Origin of the sequence: Alteromonas sp. V450 (genome assembly GCF_001885075.1) — a bacterium.
Lineage (GTDB): Bacteria > Pseudomonadota > Gammaproteobacteria > Enterobacterales > Alteromonadaceae > Alteromonas.
Genome location: NZ_MODU01000004.1, coordinates 1,190,075 through 1,209,777, shown reverse-complemented (window position 1 = coordinate 1,209,777; position 19,703 = coordinate 1,190,075). Strand labels below are relative to the sequence as shown.

Genomic DNA, 19,703 nt, shown 5'->3' with positions numbered 1-19,703 from the left:
CTCTTTTCGCATTTTGCTATTCTTACCCGTAAATTAATAAAAAAGGCTTACGTGTTGAAAGGGATCCTACTGTTTTTAATTATTTTAGTGCTATTGGCTATTGCTTTTACTGTTGGTTCACAAAACGAGTCGCTAGTTACTGTAAATTATTTGATTGCTCAAGCTAATTTACGACTTTCCACACTTATCGCTATTACCTTATCAATTGGCATAGGAATAGGTGTGTTGATAATGCTATTTAGTTGGCTACATCTTCGGGTGCAGCTTATGTCGGCTCAATCTAAAATACAGAGTTTGGAACAAGACCACTAATGCTCGAACTGCTGTTTCTCCTTTTACCTGTTGCGGCAGGGTACGGTTGGATAATGGGCCGAAATAGTGTCCGTCAAGCGCAGCGAAAACAGTCAAGTATCCTATCTAAGCACTACTATAAAGGCCTTAATTTTCTTCTATCAGACCAGCCTGATAAAGCGGTAGACACGTTAATCAAGATGATTAACGTGAACAGCGATACGGTTGAGACGCATATCGCTATGGGCAGCTTTTTCCGCCACCGTGGAGAAATTGACCGTGCAATTAAAGTTCACCAAAACTTAGTGAGTCGTGACGAGCTACAGCCTGCTCAACGCGAGAACGCGCTAAGAGAACTTGGTCACGATTATACACAAGCTGGTTTTCTAGAGCGTGCTGAAAATGCATTTTTACAATTGCTTAATAGTGAAAAACACTACCTTGTTGCGCAACAGCAATTATTTAGCATTTATCAAACTACGAAAGAATGGGAAAGGGCAATTGAATTAGCGGAGCGCATGGTGCAGTGCCATGGTGACAACGACGATTTGTGCGAACGTTTGGCGCACTTCTACTGTGAGCAAGCAGCCGTAGAGCTTAAGAATGACAGCCAGGGCGCAGCACTCACTCTATTGCAAAAAGCGGTAAATGCTGACGAAAGTGCGGTAAGACCTTGGCTCATGTTAGGTGAAATCGCGCTAAATCAAAAACGTTTTACCGATGCCAATGCTTACTTTACACAAGTGGCCGAACGGGATATCAATTGGTTTAGCGAAGCTGTGCCTAGTCTTGAGAAAATTGCTGATGAAACAGACAACTGGGAAAGTTTTCAAAAAAACTTAGAAGCACACTGGCAAGAGTGCGCCACGTCCTATTTGGCCATGGTTGATGTTTTAATGAAGCGCGGAGAAACAGCACAAGCGGCAGAGTATTTACTTGAGCAGCTTCGCAAACGTCCAACCATGCGCGGTTTTAAAACTCTTATGGGGCTTTATATCGACCAGCTTTCAGATAAAACCACAGCTGATAGCCTACGCTTATTAAAAGAATTAGTAGAAAAGCAAATGTTGCAGCGCCCTAAATATCGCTGTGGCAGCTGCGGCTTTTCAGGCCGAAAATTATATTGGCTATGCCCTAGTTGTAAGAAGTGGGGCGTTGTAAAACCTATTAAAGGGCTAGACGGAGAATAAAAGAACATGCATGACCCACGCGTTATTGTTGCATTAGACTATGACAATAAAGACACGGCATTGGCGTTTGTTGATAAATTAGATCCAAGCTTGTGTAAGCTAAAAGTGGGCAAGGAGATGTTCACCTTATTTGGACCAGAGTTGGTAAAAGCGCTCATCGCCAAAGGCTTTGATGTTTTCCTTGACCTTAAATTTCACGATATCCCCAACACAGTAGCCAAGGCGTGTAAAGCGGCGGCTGAGCTAGGTGTATGGATGGTAAATGTGCATGCATCAGGCGGCTTACCTATGATGCAAGCAGCGAAAGAAGCAATTGCTTCAAGCAGTAACCCTCAAACTAAGCTCATTGCGGTTACCGTGCTTACCAGCATGGATGACGTGCAACTGGCTGATGTGGTAGGTGGCGTAACGCCAGAGCAACAGGTGTTGCGCTTAGCAGCGTTAACAGAAAAAGCAGGACTTGACGGTATCGTTTGTTCAGCCCAAGAAGCCCGCGCGTTACGCGAAAAACATAGCGAGGACTTTCTGCTTGTTACTCCTGGTATTCGCCCAGCCGGAGCAGATGCCGGCGATCAAAAGCGGGTAATGACACCAAATGATGCAATGAAAGCGGGTGTGAGCTATTTAGTTATGGGACGACCCATCACTAAAGCAGAGGATCCGATTGCAGTACTGAGGGCGGTTAACGCGTCGATAAACGGCTAGGTTTATTAACTTCTACGCTAATTCATTCCATTTGTGTAGCAGCGACTATTTAGCGACCTTTGACCTTCACATACAAAAAAGCTCGGATGTGTTCACATACCGAGCTTTTTTATTAAGGCCTTTTAATCAGGTAGAGGGGTGACCGTCCACCAGAAAATAATATTAAAAATTTATTCGCCTTTAAGCGCTATTTCAGCAGGCGTATACGTTAAACCTAACTCTTCACCAAGTGCGTCAACAACGGCTTTGTAAGTTACTTTACCCTCGTGAACATTTAGGCCGTTAAGCAAGTGCTTGTCTTCTAGCATTGCATTTGCAGGGCCCTTGTTCGCAAGGGCTAGGCCGAATGGCAACGTAGCATTGTTTAGTGCCATTGTAGACGTACGCGCAACGCCGCCTGGCATGTTTGCAACACAGTAGTGAACCACGTCCTCAACAACATAAACCGGGTCTTGGTGCGTGGTGGCTTTCGAGGTTTCAAAGCACCCACCCTGGTCGATAGCAACGTCGACAAGCACTGAACCAGGCTTCATGGCCTTGATTTGTTCGCGAGTAAGAAGCTTAGGCGCGGCTGCACCAGGAATAAGTACTGCACCCACAACTAGGTCCGCTTTAGATGAGTAATGCTCAATAGCATCTACTGTAGAATAAACGGTTTTAACTTGACCGTTAAAGATGTCGTCTAATTGGCGAAGACGTGGAAGTGAACGGTCTAAAATAGTGACATCTGCGCCAAGGCCTAGTGCCATTTTTGCAGCGTTAGTGCCAACAACGCCACCACCGATAACCAATACTTTACCTGGCGCTACACCTGGTACGCCGCCAAGTAGTGTTCCGCTGCCACCGTGCGCTTTTTCAAGATAATGCGCACCTGCTTGAACAGACATACGGCCTGCTACTTCACTCATTGGCGCAAGAAGTGGAAGGCCGCCTCGGTCGTCAGTCACCGTTTCGTATGCTATACACGTTGCACCTGACTCAACAAGTAACTTTGTTTGCGTTGGATCGGGGGCTAAGTGAAGGTAAGTGTAGAGGGTTTGGCCTTTACGCAGCATCTTACATTCATTTGGCTGAGGCTCTTTTACTTTCACAATCATTTCTGCTTCAGCAAACACTTGCTCAGCAGAAGGTGCAATAGAAGCGCCGGCTTCTACATACATTTCGTCAGTGAAACCGATAGCTTCACCGGCTTTTGTTTCAACCAGTACACGGTGACCGTGGCTAACAAACTCTTTTACTGCTGCAGGCGTCAAGCCAACACGATACTCATGGTTCTTAATTTCTTTTGGTACACCAACTAACATGCATAGTCCTCAATTTTACAGTGAGCTTCTAATGGCTCTGGTTGAACTTTTATTGATTGTTTTCGGCCGAGACGCCAATGAACATATTTGCGGAGTATACGTGATAAAAAAGCGAACTATCTGCTGAAGAAAAGATATTTGTAGCATATAATTCTGAGTAAGCCTTCTTTAAAGAAATTAAATATGCTGGTAAAGACACCAAAACACCTTGACCGAATAGACAGGAATATACTGGTTCAGCTGCAAAAAAACGGCCGAATCTCTAATGTAGAGCTTGCCAAAGAAGTTGGACTTAGCCCAAGTCCTTGCTTAGAAAGGGTTAAGAGATTAGAGGCTCAGGGCTATATAAAGGGCTACCATGCGGTTGTAGATCCTGAGAAGCTCGGTGCAGCAATGCTCGTCTTCGTTGAAATTACGTTGACAAAGACATCGGTCGATATCTTCGCAGAATTTTCTGCTGCCGTAAAACTGCACGACGATATACAAGAATGCCACTTAGTGTCTGGAGATTTCGACTTTTTGTTAAAAGCGCGTGTTGCTGATATGGGCAGCTACCGGAAATTACTAGGCGATACTTTATTACGTCTGCCTGGCGTGAGCGAGTCGCGAACCTATGTGGTAATGGAGGAAGTGAAAAGTACTTCATCTCTTCGCATTAATTTGAAGTAATGAAAGCGTGGCTCAATAGCGTATTTTTGTGGTAGGCTGTGCAAAAATACAGTGTTTGTGTACAACGAAGGAGTTGTTGTTTTGCACAGGCATAGGGTAGGGGAGTAGACCAATAGTTTTATCACTATGCTCAACGACTTACCATAAATTAAATAATTAACAATAATGTAGGGATTGCAAAGAGTTCGCTAAGCTCTTTGCTGCGTTTAGCGCAAAGATAGCACGTATAGGCTAATACCAATCGTTTATACAAAACTACATGCGATAGAATTTTAAGGTTTTTTAGGGTTATGGCGCGATTAACAGGGGTTCAGCGAGTGTGGGAAGCAGGCATGATTATCGCCTGTGTTTTCGCCTTCTTCTTATTGCTGGCACTAGTATCTTTTCATCCGGGCGACCCAGGCTGGAGTCAGGCTGGTTTACAATTAGACATACACAACTGGGTAGGCGCAACGGGAGCATGGGTTGCAGACCTGTTGCTTTTTTCGTTTGGCTTTCTTGCTTATCTTCTGCCATTCGGTTCTGCCTTCTTAGGCTGGTTCTTATTTCAACATATCAAAGAGCTAGACGAATTCGATTATCTCACCATTGGTTTACGCATTATTGGTGGGTTACTTATGGCCCTCGGTGCAACGGGTATCGCAAGTATTAATTTCGATGATATCTACAACTTTTCAGCGGGCGGTTTTGTTGGTGACGTCATTAGCTCGGCACTTATACCTTACTTTAACACTGCTGGAACAATCTTATTGTTGCTTTGCTTCTTCTGTACTGGTTTTACTCTGTTAACAGGCATTAGCTGGCTTACGATTATCGACAGCTTAGGCGAGGGAACGTTGTGGCTAGGTCGCAAGACCCTAGCAGCACCTCAAAGTTTGTTAGCACTTGAAATGCCGCGTTTGGCGTTAGCTAATAAGTCTTCCAAACAAGAAGGCGGCGAAAGCGAAGAGTTAGATATTACCAGTATGCGCGCTGAGCCTTTGGCGCCTTCCGCACAGGCCCAACCACAGCAAACACAAAAAGTTACGTCTTCTCGTAGTGAGCCGTCTTTCGGCATTGATGACGGAGAAGATGAGCCGCCATTTTATGCTTATGACAGAGACGAACCCGTTCAAAATCAGACTAATAATAAATCTATCGCAGAAGAGAAAGATAGTACGTTGGTTGATAATGACGCTGACACCAAGAAGTCGGCTTTTTCTTTTTCGGGAATGCGCAACGCCGTAGCCGGTAGCATTAAAGACAAAGTAGGCCTGGGAAAATCAGATGATGAAGAGCAAGCGCACTCAAACCTTGAAGGTACACAAAGTGAGCACGCTCAGCAACGCCAGCAAAGTCCGCATATTAATTTTGACGATTTAGAAGAGTTTGACGAAGATTTGCCCTACGAAACAGGAAGTAAGCCAGTGGCTTCGGTAAACAATACGACTTCCACAGCAGATGATAGTCAGTCTTCAGAGCCTGTTTCTCAAGTGCAACCAACGTATTCGCAAAGCGAAGTAGCAGGTAGCACGCAGTCATTTACCCCTGCTGCACTTGGCGCGAAGCCTGTTAAAGCCAGAGCTGGGCAAATAGACCCTGACCTGCCGCCTATGCCGTCGTTTGACTTGCTTGAACGCGCTGATAAACATGAAAACCCGCTCACGCCGGAAGAAATTGAAGGTATTTCTCGTTTGGTAGAGGAGAAGCTGGCTGATTTCAATATTGAAGCAACGGTAGTGGGTGTTTATCCGGGGCCAGTTATCACGCGCTTCGAACTTGATTTGGCGCCTGGTGTTAAAGTGAGCAAAATTACAGGGCTATCGAAAGACTTAGCCCGTGCAATGTCAGCAATATCAGTGCGGGTTGTGGAAGTTATCCCGGGTAAGTCGGTTATCGGATTAGAACTTCCTAACAAAAAACGTGAAATGGTGCGTTTGAGCGAAGTGATTAGCTGCGATACGTTCCAGTCGAACAAGTCGCCATTAACCATGGTATTGGGTGCCGACATCTCGGGTCAGCCAGTAGTGGTAGATTTAGCTAAAATGCCGCACCTTTTGGTTGCTGGTACTACAGGTTCAGGTAAATCTGTGGGTGTGAACGTAATGATTTTGAGTTTGCTCTATAAGAGTACGCCAGAAGATGTTCGCATGATAATGATTGACCCTAAAATGCTAGAGCTTTCGGTGTATGAAGGTATACCGCATTTGCTTGCTGAAGTGGTTACTGACATGAAAGAAGCCGCCAATGCCCTTAGGTGGTGTGTGGGCGAAATGGAGCGTCGTTATCGCCTAATGAGCGCTCTTGGTGTACGTAACCTAAAGGGCTATAACGCCAAGGTAGAAGAAGCCATTGCTAATGGCACGCCGATTAAAGATCCGCTTTGGAAGAATGAAGAAAGTATGGATGCTGAAGCACCAGACTTAGCCAAGCTTCCCGCTATTGTGGTAGTAGTTGATGAATTTGCCGACATGATGATGATTGTGGGCAAAAAAGTAGAAGAGCTAATTGCGCGTATCGCGCAGAAAGCGCGTGCTGCCGGTATTCACCTTATTCTCGCTACCCAGCGTCCGTCTGTAGATGTTATTACTGGTTTGATCAAAGCGAACATTCCAACCCGCTGTGCGTTCCAAGTTTCCAGTAAAATAGACTCAAGAACTATCCTTGATCAACAGGGGGCAGAAACCTTGTTAGGTATGGGGGATATGCTTTACTTACCACCAGGAAGCCCTGTACCAACCCGTGTTCACGGTGCATTTGTTGATGATCACGAAGTACATGCGGTCGTAGCTGACTGGCAAAAGCGTGGAGAGCCGGAATACATTGATGAAATCCTTAACGGGGAGGCAACCGCTGAGGTGCTGCTGCCAGGTGAGCAACCTGAGGGCGAAGACCAAGAATTCGATGCTTTCTACGACGAAGCTGTTGCGTTTGTTACTGAAACCCGTCGCGCGAGTGTCTCAAGTGTGCAGCGCAAATTTAGAATTGGTTACAACCGTGCGGCACGCTTAGTTGAACAAATGGAAATGAGCGGTGTCGTAAGTGCACAGGGGCATAACGGGAACCGTGAGGTGCTTGCACCGCCGCCCCACAAAGAATAAAGAATGGATTGAATAATGAATAAAGCAGTTTCGATTTATTTTGTCAGTGCACTGGCATTGTCTAATACGGTAGTGAGTAATGCCAATGCATCTGCAGAGCTTGACAGTTTAGGTGCAAATACCAGCGTCGATGTGACCAATGCTAATAATGCTGCCGGCACCAACGAAGCCAACAGCGCAGCATTACAGGTCCTGCTTGGGAACATGAAACAGTTTCGTGCAACCTTTGCGCAAACGGTAGTGGATGCCGAACAAAATATTGTGCATGAAGCTCAGGGTAAGCTGACTATGACCCGCCCCAACAAATTACGCTGGGAGACAACGTTGCCCGACGAAACGTTGCTGGTTGCCGATGGTGAAGCGGTTTGGAACGTTGATACTTTCGTAGAGCAAGTAACGGTGTTGTCACAAGCCGCTGCAATTAAAGATAATCCTATCGTTTTGCTGACGTCTACAGATGAAGCAACGTGGTCGAAGTTTACTATTAGTCAAATGAATAGCGGGCCATCGGCTGTCAAACTTGAAACAAGCGCATCAAACAACGTTAATAGTGTTAGTGGTACAAAAAGTTACCAAATAACGCCTAAGGAAGAGGGCGGCCAAATTGTTACGCTTACCTTAACGTTTAATCAGGATGACGAGCTCGCTTCACTAAATATGCTTGATGCGCAACAGCAAATTAGTACGTTAGTGTTTAACAATATTGAAACCCGTTTTCCTGTGGCAGCGGATACGTTTGCAGTTGATGTTCCAGATAACTTCATAATTGATGACCAGCGTTAATCAAGACTTCGCGCCGCTAGCGGCGCGCATGCGCCCGGTTTCCATCGAACAGTACAGCGGTCAAGAGCATTTACTTGGCCAAGGTAAGCCGCTTCGTAAAATGTTAGAGGCGGGTCACTGCCACTCTATGATTTTGTGGGGGCCGCCCGGCACCGGCAAAACCACTCTTGCAGAGCTTATCGCACAGTACACGAATGCGTCTGTGCTGCGTATTTCTGCGGTTACCTCTGGGGTGAAAGACATTAGAGCCGCTATGGATACGGCAGAGGAAAACGCCCGTTACAACCAGCGAACCTTATTGTTTGTTGACGAAGTACACAGGTTCAACAAGAGCCAGCAGGATGCGTTTCTTCCGTTTGTAGAGTCTGGTGTGGTGACTTTTATTGGCGCAACCACAGAAAACCCCTCATTCGAATTAAACAAAGCGTTGTTATCTCGTGTTCGCGTATATGTATTAAAGACCTTAGAACACGATGCGCTCTCGGAATTAGTGAGCAGAGCCCTAAGCGATAGTGAAAAAGGCTTGGGCGACAGGACCCTTGGTATTGACGACACAGCCAGAAACGCGCTTATCGATTTAAGTGGCGGTGACGCCCGGCGCCTTCTTACCTACTTAGAGCTAGCTGCCGACTTCACAAGTGCTAACAATATCACCGTAACTGACATAGAGCATGCGGTAGGCGAGAAGGTTGCCAGTTACGACAACAAAGGCGACACCTTCTACGACCTAATCTCCGCGTTTCATAAATCTGTAAGAGGCTCAGACCCTGACGCCGCACTTTACTGGTACGCAAGAATTCTCGATGGTGGCGGGGACGCACTATATGTAGGAAGACGGCTTCTGGCAATCGCGTCAGAAGATATTGGTAACGCCGATCCCAGAGCCATGCAGCTTTGCGTTAATGCATGGGATACTTTTCACCGTGTAGGGCCGGCAGAAGGTGAGCGGGCTATTGCGCAAGCTGCGGTATATTGTGCGTTAGCGGCAAAAAGTAATGCGGTTTACATGGCATTTAATGAAGCAAAAGCATTGGCGCGTAAAACATCCGACGCTCCGGTCCCCATGCATTTACGCAATGCACCAACCTCGCTTATGAAAGAATTGGGTCATGGTGACGGCTATCGCTATGCCCACAACGAGCCTAACGCTTTTGCAGCAGGTGAGTCTTATTTTCCAGAAAGCCTTGCTGGAACGCGACTGTACAACCCTAACGAACGCGGTTTAGAAAAAGCGTTAAAAGCCAAGCGTGAATTTCTCGATTCACTTAATGCGAGAAGCAACAATAAAAGGTAAAGTTGTTAAGGTGTACCTCAACGCATTTGAGCGACATGGATTTATCTATAAAAATAACGCGCTAGGGAGTTTTTCGTGCCTCAAGGGTTAGCTTTGTACTGTTTTATTGCCGCTGGCGGGGCGACCGGCGCCTGTTTACGCTATTTTGTTACCACAAGTGTTGATTCCTTATTTGGAAAACACATGCCGTTTGGTACACTAACGGTGAATGTGGTTGGGTCGTTTGCACTTGTGTTGCTGTACGGCATTATTGAACGTCATGAATTAAGCGACTCTCCTTACCGAGCGCTTATCGGTGTAGGCCTATTAGGTGCCTTTACTACATTCTCAACATTTTCTGTTGAAACCTTAACTTTATTAGAAAACGGGTTGTGGCTTAAAGCCGCAGCGAATGTATTTCTTAACGTTGGCGCTTGCCTAGTAGCAGGTTGGCTGGCCATTCAATTAATGAAAGGATAATTAGAAACACATGTTAGATCCAAAGTGTTTGCGAAGCGATATAGAACAAACAGCTAAGCGATTAGCTGCCCGCGGTTTCAACCTCGATGTAGCAGCTTTCAGTTCGCTTGAAGAAAAAAGAAAAACACTTCAGTCCAGAACACAGGATCTGCAAAACGAGCGTAACGTACGAAGTAAGTCCATTGGTAAAGCAAAAGCGCAGGGCGAAGATATAGCACCGCTTTTAGCTGAAGTGGGTAAGCTCGGTGACGAGCTAGATGCAGCCAAGGCTGAGCTTAGCGAACTGTTAGAAGAGATAAATACCCTTACTCAAGGCATTCCTAATTTACCGCATGAGTCTGTACCTGAAGGTAAAGACGAAGACGACAACGTGGAAATTTCCCGTTGGGGCGAGCCTCGCACATTTGATTTTGAAGTTAAAGATCACGTAGATGTTGCTGAAGGCTTAAACAATGGCTTAGATTTCGCCACCGCAAGTAAGCTTACAGGAAGCCGCTTTGTAGTGATGCGCGGCGATATTGCTCGCCTAAATCGTGCAATTGCTCAGTTCATGCTTGATACCCATACACAAGAACATGGCTATCAAGAAATGTATGTGCCTTACTTAGTTAACGCTGACAGCCTTTACGGCACAGGTCAGTTGCCTAAATTTGGTGAAGATCTATTTCACACCAAGCCAGCCACCGAAGAAGGACAGGGGCTTAGCCTAATTCCAACGGCGGAAGTTCCGCTAACTAATATTGCACGCGATGAAATATTAGATGCGAAAACGCTGCCTGTGAAAATGACAGCGCATACGCCTTGCTTCCGCTCAGAAGCGGGCTCGTACGGTCGAGATACCCGTGGCCTTATTCGTCAGCATCAGTTCGACAAGGTAGAACTTGTGCAGTTAGTTAAGCCGGAAGATAGCTTTGACGCGCTAGAAGCACTTACAGGACACGCAGAAGTTATTCTTCAAAAGCTAGAATTACCGTACCGCAAAGTGTTGCTTTGTACTGGTGATATGGGCTTTGGTGCATGTAAAACTTACGATCTTGAAGTATGGCTGCCTGCGCAAAATACCTATCGTGAAATTTCTTCATGTTCAAACATGTTGGACTTCCAAGCACGACGCATGCAGGCTAGATTCCGTAACCCAGAGACGAATAAAACTGAACTTCTTCACACATTGAATGGTTCTGGTTTAGCGGTAGGGCGTACGCTTGTAGCTATTTTAGAGAACAATCAGCAAGCAGACGGAAGCGTAATAATTCCGAAGGCGCTTGTGCCTTATATGGCTGGGCAAGAGGTGATTAAAGCAAGCAAGTAACGCATTGCGCGTTACATTGCTTTTGAGTAAACGTTAACTTAAAGTCCGATATGATTTCATATCGGATTTTTTTAACGCAAAGTGTGGGTTTATGTGCGGATTTATACAACGTATCACTGATTCACCTGATGTTATCGCGCTGCTTGAAGAAGTGGGGCTCACACAAACGATACCGCTTTTTGCCAATGAGTCTTCCTCGAACAATGTCATTAACTTTTATCCAGCATTTGGAAAAGCAGCTGAACGGCGAATAACCAATTTAATTGTATCTAGTGATAGCACAATAGATGCAACGTGGTGGTTTGATGCTAAGCCCGTTGGCAACACATTAGAGGTTGGTAACAGAACAACATTTAACGCCCGAAACTTAGATAGTCCTTATTGGGGAAAGTTTATTCGTGAACGGCGGGCTATAGTCGTGGCAACAGCCGTGGGCGAGTCTAACCCGGTTGGAAAAGGAAAAGCACATTATTTAATGAAGGCCACAAGCGGCGCCTTACTTATTGGCGCGGTATACCGGCGGTTTAGTAATGGGCTGTTTTCCTGTGCGGTGGTGACACGACCGCCAATATATGGCTTTAGTCAGTATCATGAAAAATCTATTCCATGCTTTCTTCCTCACGATAGTCACGCGATTAATGCATGGCTAACCGCAGACAAACATGGCTCGTTGAATAATGAAGTGGAGTATATTTTGAATAACCCTCGTATTTATACCGACCTTGAAGTCACGCGAGTAAAGACGTTTAAAAGCGCCGAGCCAATGGGTGAAGGTAATATATTAAAGGGCGACGAAAACCTATAACTTAAGCTTACAAGCTAGTAAAGTTAGGCGGCAATAACAACAGCCGCCTGTGATAAGCTACCGGCTAAATCCCATTTTATTTAAGGTAGGAAAGCAAGGTTTCCTCGTTGGCACCGAAAACATTCTTTTTCACTTCTTTATCGACCACATCTGCACATTGAGATGACATTCCGTTTCTCAATTTGCCAAGAAAACCTGGCCCGCTAATAATATCTATTGAACCTAGCGCACCTCGTTTACGCTCGCCATCTAGCCAGTCAGCAATGTCACTGGCAAATCGTTCATCTTCGAGTTCAGCGGCATCTTTTCGGTTCATGCTATCAACGCCCTGCACCTGTGAAGCGGGAGCCGACTGTCTACCGGGTTTATCCGTATAAATATCTTGGTCACTCGCGCCACTAAACTCGTTGTGCCATTTCTTTACTTCAATGAGTGCACTTCCGTGGTTGGTATAGGTGTAAGCTTTGGCGTTGTCGTGGTTGGCTACTATTACGTAGTGTTTTTGAACTGTCATACAGCCTCCTATGTCCATTAATGTAAAACATTCACGTTTATGGTGTTTTGTATTGGCGAGTATGAAAAATGTGCCTAAAACCCTATATCAAACGCTAATGTAACAGGAAGGTTGCAATATCGACACCAACGCAAAAGCGATAAATAATGGATATAAGCGTTAAAAGAAGTTGAATAAAATACGCTAAAAGCAAAAGGCTAATATGCTTTATTAGCCAATTAACATTATGCAGCAGCATCCTTTTAAATCGTTTTTATTCACTTTACAGGCATTTAGCTGGTTTAGGTAATCCAGCTAGTTTGGTAGCTTGCTTGGCAGGGCCTTTTTTAAATAGTCGCTGTAGATAACGACTATTACCTTTTTCAGGGCCAAATTTATTGGCCATAGCTTTGACAAGTGCTCGAATTGCCGGACTGGTTTCATACTCCTCATAAAATGCACGGACAAACCGCACCACTTCCCAGTGAGCGTCAGTTAATTCAATGTTTTCTTCTTGCGCGAGCAACTCAACCATACCTTCTTCCCAAAGCGTGTAATCGAGTAAATAGCCTGCTTTATCCGTAGGGATCTCTTGTCCATCGTAATTGAAGCTATAGGTTTCTTGTGTCATGAAAGGGATACCCAGTGTTTATGTTTAGTCGAGATTGCCGCAAATTCTGAGTAGGAAATTGGTGTAATATGCTCTGGGATGCATGCGCCTCGTGTAACAGCATCACTAGAAACATATGCGAAGCGTTGCGCTGATTCATTTTCTTCTAAATGTGCTAGTGTATCAAAAAATGTCCCATTCAACGTAGGCGCGTATACGCCGTCGCCATTAAAAATAACCCTAATGTCAGACGTAGTTTGTTCAAAGGCGGCAGTTAAAAATTGTTTGTCTGTAGCACTTAGGTGTGGTGTCGAAATAGTAATAAGCATTAAAATGTCACCACGTGGTCTACGCTTTGTAAAAGCGCGAGTTTATCAACAGCGGTAACCCACTGGCAGTCTAACGTGTCGATTAAATCAGTATTAGCAAGTACACTTTCAATATTGTATGTATGAGCGCTGGTTTTACATACAAAGCAATCTTCTATGTCGAAGAAGGGCATAGTGGCCAACCGCTTCGTATGATTCTTTATCCCCTTCATGGACGCTGCTTTTACAAGCTGTAGTACGCCTTGGTTTTCAAAGAGCACTTTTACGTCGTGCCCATAGTTGGTTGCAGCAAGCGCAAAATCTAAACCGTCTTGGCTTTTTGCATTAGAAAAGGGGCTTTGCGTAAATCTAATTAATAAATGTGCCATTAGAATTGTACCAGCTTGTTGCACTCGTGAAGTGCAGTGAAAAACTCACCTAAGCCTGCCTGTTCAAACGGCGCGGTTAGGTTGGCGTAAGCCAAGCCATTTTCCATTGCTTCTTGTTCGCTCACAATGCCACGCTTAACGGCAGCGGTAATGCATACAAGTAATTTTACTTTGTGTTCAGCTGCGAGTGACTTCCAACCTTCAAGCGCATGCAGCTCGTCACCTGTTTTCAGCATCAAGCTGTTAGTGTGGTGTACGCCTTCACTATAGAAGAAAACATTGTTTATTACATCACCATTATCAATAACACCTTGCGCAAATGCGAGGGCGCGTAACGCGGTATCGCCTTGAAATGGGGATGAGGTAATAAGTATTGAATATTCTGCCATACAAATAAAAACACCCCGGTTAAGGGGTGTTTATCTTTTTAACCTTTAACGCTAAATTAATCGTCGCCGCCAAATGCACCTAGAAGGTGAAGGATAGACGTGAACAAGTTGTATATGTTCAAGTATAGCGAAACTGTCGCGCGAATGTAGTTTGTTTCACCACCGTGGATGATACGGCTTGTATCAAACAAGATGAAACCTGACATAATGAATACAATCGCTGCGCTAATTGCTAGGCTTACCGCAGGTACCGCGAAGAAGATGTTCGCAATAGCAGCTACAAGCACTACAACTAGACCTACTACCAAGAATCCGCCCATAAACGAGAAGTCTTTCTTAGTGGTAAGTGCGTAGCCAGAAAGCGCGAAGAACACAAGTGCTGTCGCACCCAATGCTTCCATAATTAGACCAGGACCGGCTACACCTAAATAGAAATTAAGCGTGTAACCAAGTGATGCACCCATTAAACCTGTAAATAAAAACACCCAGTAAATACCAGATGCTGAGTCAGCCTTTTTCTGAACAACAAATAAAGTTATAAAAGCGCCGATAGTCATGCCAAGAGACATCATAGGAGAAATGCCTACCGCCATTGCTATACCAGCACATACTGCACTAAACGCTAGTGTCATCGCAAGCAGCATATAGGTGTTGCGTAGAACCTTGTTCGTCTGCAATACCGATGGTTGAGATGCACTTGAATACATCGAACGTTGATCCATTGTTTCCTCCAACAGGACTTATGATATGACCAAAATGGTACACAATTATTTAGTGTATGTTGTATGGGTTTTAGTTCCCATTTTCAAGTAGTTTCAGATGAAAATGGTGTCAGATGAATATAAAAACATCTCTCATACGTGCTAAACCGCTTATTTGATTGAAATCTCGGCACTTAGACAACTTTTTTAATTTTTCGCTTTACAGTCATAAAAATATCATTAAGATACGCAGCACTTCAGGAGAGTTGGCAGAGCCCGGTTTAATGCACCTGACTTGAAATCAGACGTGGGGTCAAACCCACCGGGGGTTCGAATCCCTCACTCTCCGCCAAATACGAAAAACCCGCACATTGTTGCGGGTTTTTTTATGGGCTAAATTTACTCGCTTTAGTATATGGTTATAGCAAAGAGTGAAACCTACGCAAAACTATGTTGTTCAAAGCTAAACGAACATTATCATTTTGGCATCATGAACTGTCGACGTGCATAGAATACCTAATGAGAACTTTTGAGTGAGAACTTCAATCGCTTTTAAAACTTCGTTTTATGTTTTACGTGCATTTATAGTAGGTTAACGCTAATAGTGTTTTTAAATAATGAGTACGCAGGCCATTTTCTACCAAGATGGTTATTATTCTTGCGAAAAGGTGAATATTTCACCAGTTGATTGATTTAATTGAAATTAGTGCTTTACAGCGTCACGTAAATCATTAAGATAAGCGTCACTTCAGGAGAGTTGGCAGAGCCCGGTTTAATGCACCTGACTTGAAATCAGACGTGGGGTCAAACCCACCGGGGGTTCGAATCCCTCACTCTCCGCCATATTACGAAAACCCGCACTTAGTTGCGGGTTTTTTTATGTTTGAAATATTTTCTGATCTCTTCCTGTCTGTATCTTGTAATTACAGAACATTTCATAAAAACCTATCTGTGTCGCGCTTTGTTCACAAAAGCTTGATATATATAAAAAGGTTAATAATCAACTGAAATCATTACGGCATTTAAAAGCGTCATTCGTGCTTGCACGTTTCGCTGGTCCTACGCAGTTGGTGGTTATAAAAAGAATTCGAGAGGACATTATGCAGGCAATGCCCACACTTAATTTACGGGATGGAACCGATGATCAAAAAAGACAGGAAATAAAGGCGTATTTCTTAGATTCCTTCAATACATACGAATCACTATTTTCTTGTCTTGCCAACGATGATGTTTTTTATCAACGTCCAGAAAAACTGCGCCACCCTTTAATTTTTTACTTTGGTCATACTGCTACTTTCTTTATTAATAAATTAGTACTGTCTAAGGCAATAAACGAGCGCATTAACCCAAAATTTGAATCGCTATTTGCCATTGGTGTTGATGAAATGAGTTGGGATGATCTCAATGACGCAAATTACGACTGGCCGAAGGTGGAAGAGGTGCGTCAATATCGTAATCAAGTGCGCACATTGGTATGCGATTTAATAGATACAATGTCTTTCAGCATGCCTATTGACTGGGAAAGTCCAATGTGGCCCGTTGTTATGGGAATAGAGCATGAACGTATTCATTTAGAAACCTCATCTGTTCTAATCAGACAGCTACCCATTGCATCGGTACGCGCCTGCCCAGAATGGCCTGCATGTAACACTATGCAAACTAATGCTAAAGCGTTAGAGGCCAATGTTTTAGTGTCTGTTCCGGCGCAGAAAGTAATAAACGATAAATCGTGGGATAGTGCTTATTACGGTTGGGACAATGAATATGGTGCTCAGCAAGAATCCGTTAGCGAGTTTAGTGCGTCTAAATTTCTTGTAAGTAATGGTGAGTATTTATCGTTTGTGAAAGATGGTGGTTACAACAACGCAAAATACTGGGAAGGTGAAGGCAATAAGTGGCGTGAATATACACAGGCACAGCACCCTGTCTTTTGGATAAAAAAGGGCGAAGACTATGCGTATCGCAGTATGCTTGAAGAGCATCCATTGCCTTTAGATTGGCCAGTTGATGTGAATTATCATGAGGCGAAAGCGTTTTGTAACTACTTGAGTGAAAAAACAGGTGAGCTTATTCGTCTTCCTACTGAAAACGAATGGCAAGCGTTACGTCAGCAGGCGGGTATAACACAAACTGTATATGGCGAAGGATTCAACGTAGCGCTACAAAAATATGCGTCGAGTGAACCTGTTAATGTAAATAAGTCCGGCGAGTTTTATGATGTCGTTGGCAACGTATGGCAATGGACAGAAACACCCATCTATCCGTTTGAGGGCTTTAAAGTTCATCCTCTGTATGATGATTTCACTACACCAACATTCGATAATAAGCATAACCTCATAAAAGGGGGAAGTTGGGTGTCTACGGGCAATGAGGCAATGAAAGATAGCCGTTACGCATTTAGGCGTCATTTCTTCCAGCATGCCGGATTTAGATATGTTCAAGGGAAGCGAGTTATAGCAGTGAACGATTTTGATTATGAGAGCGATACCCAGGTATCCCAATACAGCGAGTTCCACTACGGTGATGAATATTACGGCGTGCCTAATTTTGCTAAAGCCAGTGCGCAGTTCTGTATTGATGCTATGGGTGAGCGACAGCACGTTAAAGCGTTAGACCTTGGCTGTGCCGTTGGTCGGTCTACCTTTGAACTTGCAAAATACTTCGATCATGTCGATGGTATCGATTTTTCTGCTCGCTTCATTAAAACAGCTTTTGATATGCAAGAACGAGGTGAAATTCGCTATAACCTGATTGAAGAAGGTGAATTAACGTCGTTTAAGGCGCGTAAACTGTCGTCGTTAGGGTTAGCGGAAAGTGCGGAAAAGGTTGCTTTTGCACAAGGCGATGCGTGTAACTTGAAGCCGCAGTTTACAGGGTACGATCTTATTTTTATGGGCAACTTAATAGATAGAGTGTACAGCCCGAAAAAAGTACTTGCTGACATGGCAAAACGCTTAAACAAAGGCGGCCTACTTATTGTTGCCAGCCCGTTCACTTGGTTAGAAGAATACACTGAGAAAAATGAGTGGTTGGGCGGTTATAAAGATGAAAATGGAGAAACACTTAGCTCTACCCAAGCGTTAGAAAATGCGTTAGGAAATGACTTTAAACGCGTTGGAGAGCCGGTCGAGATACCGTTTGTTATTCGCGAAACTAAGCGTAAATATCAACACACGCTTTCAGAATTTAACGTGTTTGAAAAGGTGAAAGACGTTTAGTTGAGTAGGTGGCGCCGCGTTGCTTAAGCTAATTAAAAAGCGAACAACGTGACGTTATGTACCAGCTTTAAGATATGGGCGTATTATGCAATGGTTGTTTAAATAAGCGTTGCTCATGAGCATGTTTATTAATGAAAAAGTCAACGGAGAGGTTTGTGAGCAGGTGAACGAAGCGCCAAAACGTTTTTCCGTATTTAATGCGCTTCAACGTGAATTTTTGCCATATAGGGATGTATGGCAGACGCCTGCTCAGTTGAAGCTTGACCAAAGCCGACTTAAGTATTCGGCGATATCTCGTTTTGAAGGTGCGTCTTCGGTCGAAGCTACTGAGAAATCGTCGAAGCAGGAACCTATTCCCATGTGGATAGCGGATATGGACATACCGCCTTGTGACGACATTCTCAATGCGATCACTCAAAACCTTGGCACTACATATGGCTATCAATCTCTCGGTATCGGAGAAGCAGTCGCCAAGCGATACAATCACAATATACTAAAATACAGCAAGTCTAGGGTAGTGCATACTGATGTAGTTGATGTGGCCAGTGTAATAGGCGCAGTAGACGTGGCGCTTCGAACATTTTGTGAGCCTGGACAAAAGGTTATGGTACTTACACCTACCTATTCACCTTTAACCGAGTCGATTAAAAACAACGCCTTACAGCCTTTGTACCTTCCACTATTACAGCCGCAATGTTCCGTTGAGGGTAAATTACCTGAAGAGCCGACTACCAATCTTCATAAACATACACTAACTCATGGTGTAGACGAAAACAGTGCCGGTATAGATGTTAATGCGTTGGACAAAACGGCAGCAGCTTTTGTTTTGTGCCACCCCAACAATCCTACCGGCACCGTGTTAAATGAGAAAGATCAGAAAACAATTATAGATTTCTGTGCGCAGTACAATATTTTGTTAATTACTGATGAAGTGCATAGTGAATTTGCGTTTAACTCATCCAATGAGCCATCGGACATTCCAATGTTTGGCGCGCAAAGTAGCGTAGAGGATGGCATTGATGAATACGCAAACGATATTGCTGCCGCCTTGCCACGCATCATCCATATTAATAGTGTTTCAAAAGCCTTTAATTTAGCGAGTATTCCCGGCGCATCGTATGCCATTATAAAAGACCAAATTACAAGGGAAAGGTTTGCTCAAGCGATTAATGCCCGTCACCTCAACGCGAGTCATCTTGGTAAAGTGGCGCTTATTGCTGCTTACGAAAAAGGTTGTGCTTGGTTAGACACCGTAAAAAATGCCCTAAGCTTTAACAGAAAGCTTGTTAGACGCTTTTTTGAACATTATGGCATACAAGTAAAATACACAATGGGGAACGCTGGCTACTTTTTGTGGCTAGATCTTTCTTCATTTTCTTCACATGTAAAAACAGTGGGTAATTGGGATAAACACTCCTCAAGGCAAAATTACCATCCACCTCTTCAGTATTCACCTGTGAATAGCGTACAAGAGTGTATAGAGCGAGGCGTTATTGGTAACGATGGTTCACCCTTTGGTTCGCCGCATCACATCAGGCTTAATTTGGCTTGCCATCCAATAGCAATAGAAACTGCGCTGCAGCGGATATGCTTTAACGTCTAGCGATTATTTCGTCGATATCTCATCTTATAGTTCTAATAAATAGAACGATAGGCTCAAATATCTCGCATTTTAATTCTTTTTAAAGGAATTAAAATGGGTCCAA

At 44.2% G+C, this 19,703-nt stretch carries 19 protein-coding genes and 2 tRNA genes; 14 read left to right on the top strand and 7 right to left on the bottom strand.

From position 1 onward, the window contains the following. Positions 1-51 precede the first annotated feature (51 nt). The 3 genes from BK026_RS05295 to pyrF are packed head-to-tail and all read left to right on the top strand — an operon-like array spanning position 52 to position 2,186. Positions 52-312: a LapA family protein gene (locus tag BK026_RS05295; protein WP_256253682.1), complete on the top strand. Its 261-nt coding sequence runs from the start codon at positions 52-54 to the stop codon at positions 310-312. Next, positions 312-1,481 (top strand): lipopolysaccharide assembly protein LapB, encoded by a 1,170-nt coding sequence (gene lapB, locus BK026_RS05290; protein WP_071814886.1) that lies wholly within the window; start codon positions 312-314, stop codon positions 1,479-1,481. Before BK026_RS05295 ends, lapB begins: the two co-directional genes overlap by 1 nt. A gap of 6 nt (positions 1,482-1,487) precedes the next feature. After that, positions 1,488-2,186, top strand: coding sequence for an orotidine-5'-phosphate decarboxylase (gene pyrF, locus BK026_RS05285; protein WP_071814885.1), 699 nt, complete (start codon positions 1,488-1,490; stop codon positions 2,184-2,186). Between the two features lie 170 nt (positions 2,187-2,356). Here pyrF and ald read toward each other — a convergent pair whose 3' ends face one another. Beyond that, on the bottom strand, positions 2,357-3,490 hold the full coding sequence (gene ald, locus BK026_RS05280) for an alanine dehydrogenase (protein WP_071814884.1): 1,134 nt from the start codon (positions 3,488-3,490) through the stop codon (positions 2,357-2,359). Between the two features lie 183 nt (positions 3,491-3,673). Here ald and lrp point away from each other — a divergent pair, with 183 nt between their 5' ends. The 7 genes from lrp (at position 3,674) to BK026_RS05245 (ending at position 11,889) form a co-directional block, all read left to right on the top strand. Further along, complete coding sequence (gene lrp / locus BK026_RS05275) at positions 3,674-4,159, top strand: leucine-responsive transcriptional regulator Lrp (RefSeq protein WP_014949635.1); 486 nt, start codon at positions 3,674-3,676, stop codon at positions 4,157-4,159. A gap of 290 nt (positions 4,160-4,449) precedes the next feature. Beyond that, the gene (locus BK026_RS05270) at positions 4,450-7,239 is read left to right on the top strand and encodes a DNA translocase FtsK (protein WP_071814883.1); all 2,790 of its coding nucleotides are present in this window, start codon (positions 4,450-4,452) and stop codon (positions 7,237-7,239) included. Between the two features lie 15 nt (positions 7,240-7,254). Then, positions 7,255-8,022, top strand: a complete 768-nt coding sequence (gene lolA / locus BK026_RS05265) for an outer membrane lipoprotein chaperone LolA (protein WP_071814882.1) — start codon at positions 7,255-7,257, stop codon at positions 8,020-8,022. Further along, positions 8,009-9,316 (top strand): replication-associated recombination protein A, encoded by a 1,308-nt coding sequence (locus BK026_RS05260; protein WP_071814881.1) that lies wholly within the window; start codon positions 8,009-8,011, stop codon positions 9,314-9,316. The genes lolA and BK026_RS05260 overlap by 14 nt, the downstream gene beginning before the upstream one ends. A gap of 75 nt (positions 9,317-9,391) precedes the next feature. Next, on the top strand, positions 9,392-9,775 hold the full coding sequence (gene crcB / locus BK026_RS05255; protein ID WP_071814880.1) for a fluoride efflux transporter CrcB: 384 nt from the start codon (positions 9,392-9,394) through the stop codon (positions 9,773-9,775). Positions 9,776-9,785: 10 nt separating this feature from the next. Further along, entirely contained in the window at positions 9,786-11,084 is a 1,299-nt protein-coding gene (serS, locus tag BK026_RS05250) for a serine--tRNA ligase (RefSeq protein ID WP_071814879.1), read from the top strand. Positions 11,085-11,175: 91 nt separating this feature from the next. Continuing rightward, positions 11,176-11,889: an SOS response-associated peptidase family protein gene (locus tag BK026_RS05245; protein WP_071814878.1), complete on the top strand. Its 714-nt coding sequence runs from the start codon at positions 11,176-11,178 to the stop codon at positions 11,887-11,889. 76 nt (positions 11,890-11,965) lie between these two features. Here the strand turns inward: BK026_RS05245 and BK026_RS05240 are convergent, their stop codons facing one another. From BK026_RS05240 to BK026_RS05215, 6 genes are all read right to left on the bottom strand, one after another. Continuing rightward, positions 11,966-12,403: a host attachment protein gene (locus BK026_RS05240; protein WP_071814877.1), complete on the bottom strand. Its 438-nt coding sequence runs from the start codon at positions 12,401-12,403 to the stop codon at positions 11,966-11,968. 262 nt (positions 12,404-12,665) lie between these two features. After that, complete coding sequence (locus BK026_RS05235; RefSeq protein ID WP_071814876.1) at positions 12,666-13,013, bottom strand: TusE/DsrC/DsvC family sulfur relay protein; 348 nt, start codon at positions 13,011-13,013, stop codon at positions 12,666-12,668. Then, on the bottom strand, positions 13,010-13,321 hold the full coding sequence (locus tag BK026_RS05230) for a DsrH/TusB family sulfur metabolism protein (RefSeq protein ID WP_071814875.1): 312 nt from the start codon (positions 13,319-13,321) through the stop codon (positions 13,010-13,012). Before BK026_RS05230 ends, BK026_RS05235 begins: the two co-directional genes overlap by 4 nt. Then, positions 13,321-13,689, bottom strand: coding sequence for a DsrE family protein (locus BK026_RS05225; protein WP_071814874.1), 369 nt, complete (start codon positions 13,687-13,689; stop codon positions 13,321-13,323). Before BK026_RS05225 ends, BK026_RS05230 begins: the two co-directional genes overlap by 1 nt. Further along, complete coding sequence (gene tusD, locus BK026_RS05220) at positions 13,689-14,078, bottom strand: sulfurtransferase complex subunit TusD (RefSeq protein WP_071814873.1); 390 nt, start codon at positions 14,076-14,078, stop codon at positions 13,689-13,691. The genes BK026_RS05225 and tusD overlap by 1 nt, the downstream gene beginning before the upstream one ends. Before the next feature lie 56 nt (positions 14,079-14,134). Further along, positions 14,135-14,800: a Bax inhibitor-1/YccA family protein gene (locus BK026_RS05215; protein WP_071814872.1), complete on the bottom strand. Its 666-nt coding sequence runs from the start codon at positions 14,798-14,800 to the stop codon at positions 14,135-14,137. Positions 14,801-15,039: 239 nt separating this feature from the next. Here BK026_RS05215 and BK026_RS05210 point away from each other — a divergent pair. The 4 genes from BK026_RS05210 to BK026_RS05195 all read left to right on the top strand — a co-directional run bounded on the left by BK026_RS05210 (position 15,040) and on the right by BK026_RS05195 (position 19,600). After that, positions 15,040-15,131, top strand: a tRNA-Ser gene (locus BK026_RS05210). 399 nt (positions 15,132-15,530) lie between these two features. Next, positions 15,531-15,622: transfer RNA gene (locus BK026_RS05205), tRNA-Ser, on the top strand. A gap of 257 nt (positions 15,623-15,879) precedes the next feature. Further along, entirely contained in the window at positions 15,880-17,997 is a 2,118-nt protein-coding gene (gene ovoA / locus BK026_RS05200) for a 5-histidylcysteine sulfoxide synthase (protein ID WP_071817505.1), read from the top strand. Between the two features lie 115 nt (positions 17,998-18,112). Next, positions 18,113-19,600: an aminotransferase class I/II-fold pyridoxal phosphate-dependent enzyme gene (locus BK026_RS05195; protein ID WP_256253681.1), complete on the top strand. Its 1,488-nt coding sequence runs from the start codon at positions 18,113-18,115 to the stop codon at positions 19,598-19,600. Positions 19,601-19,703 lie beyond the last annotated feature (103 nt).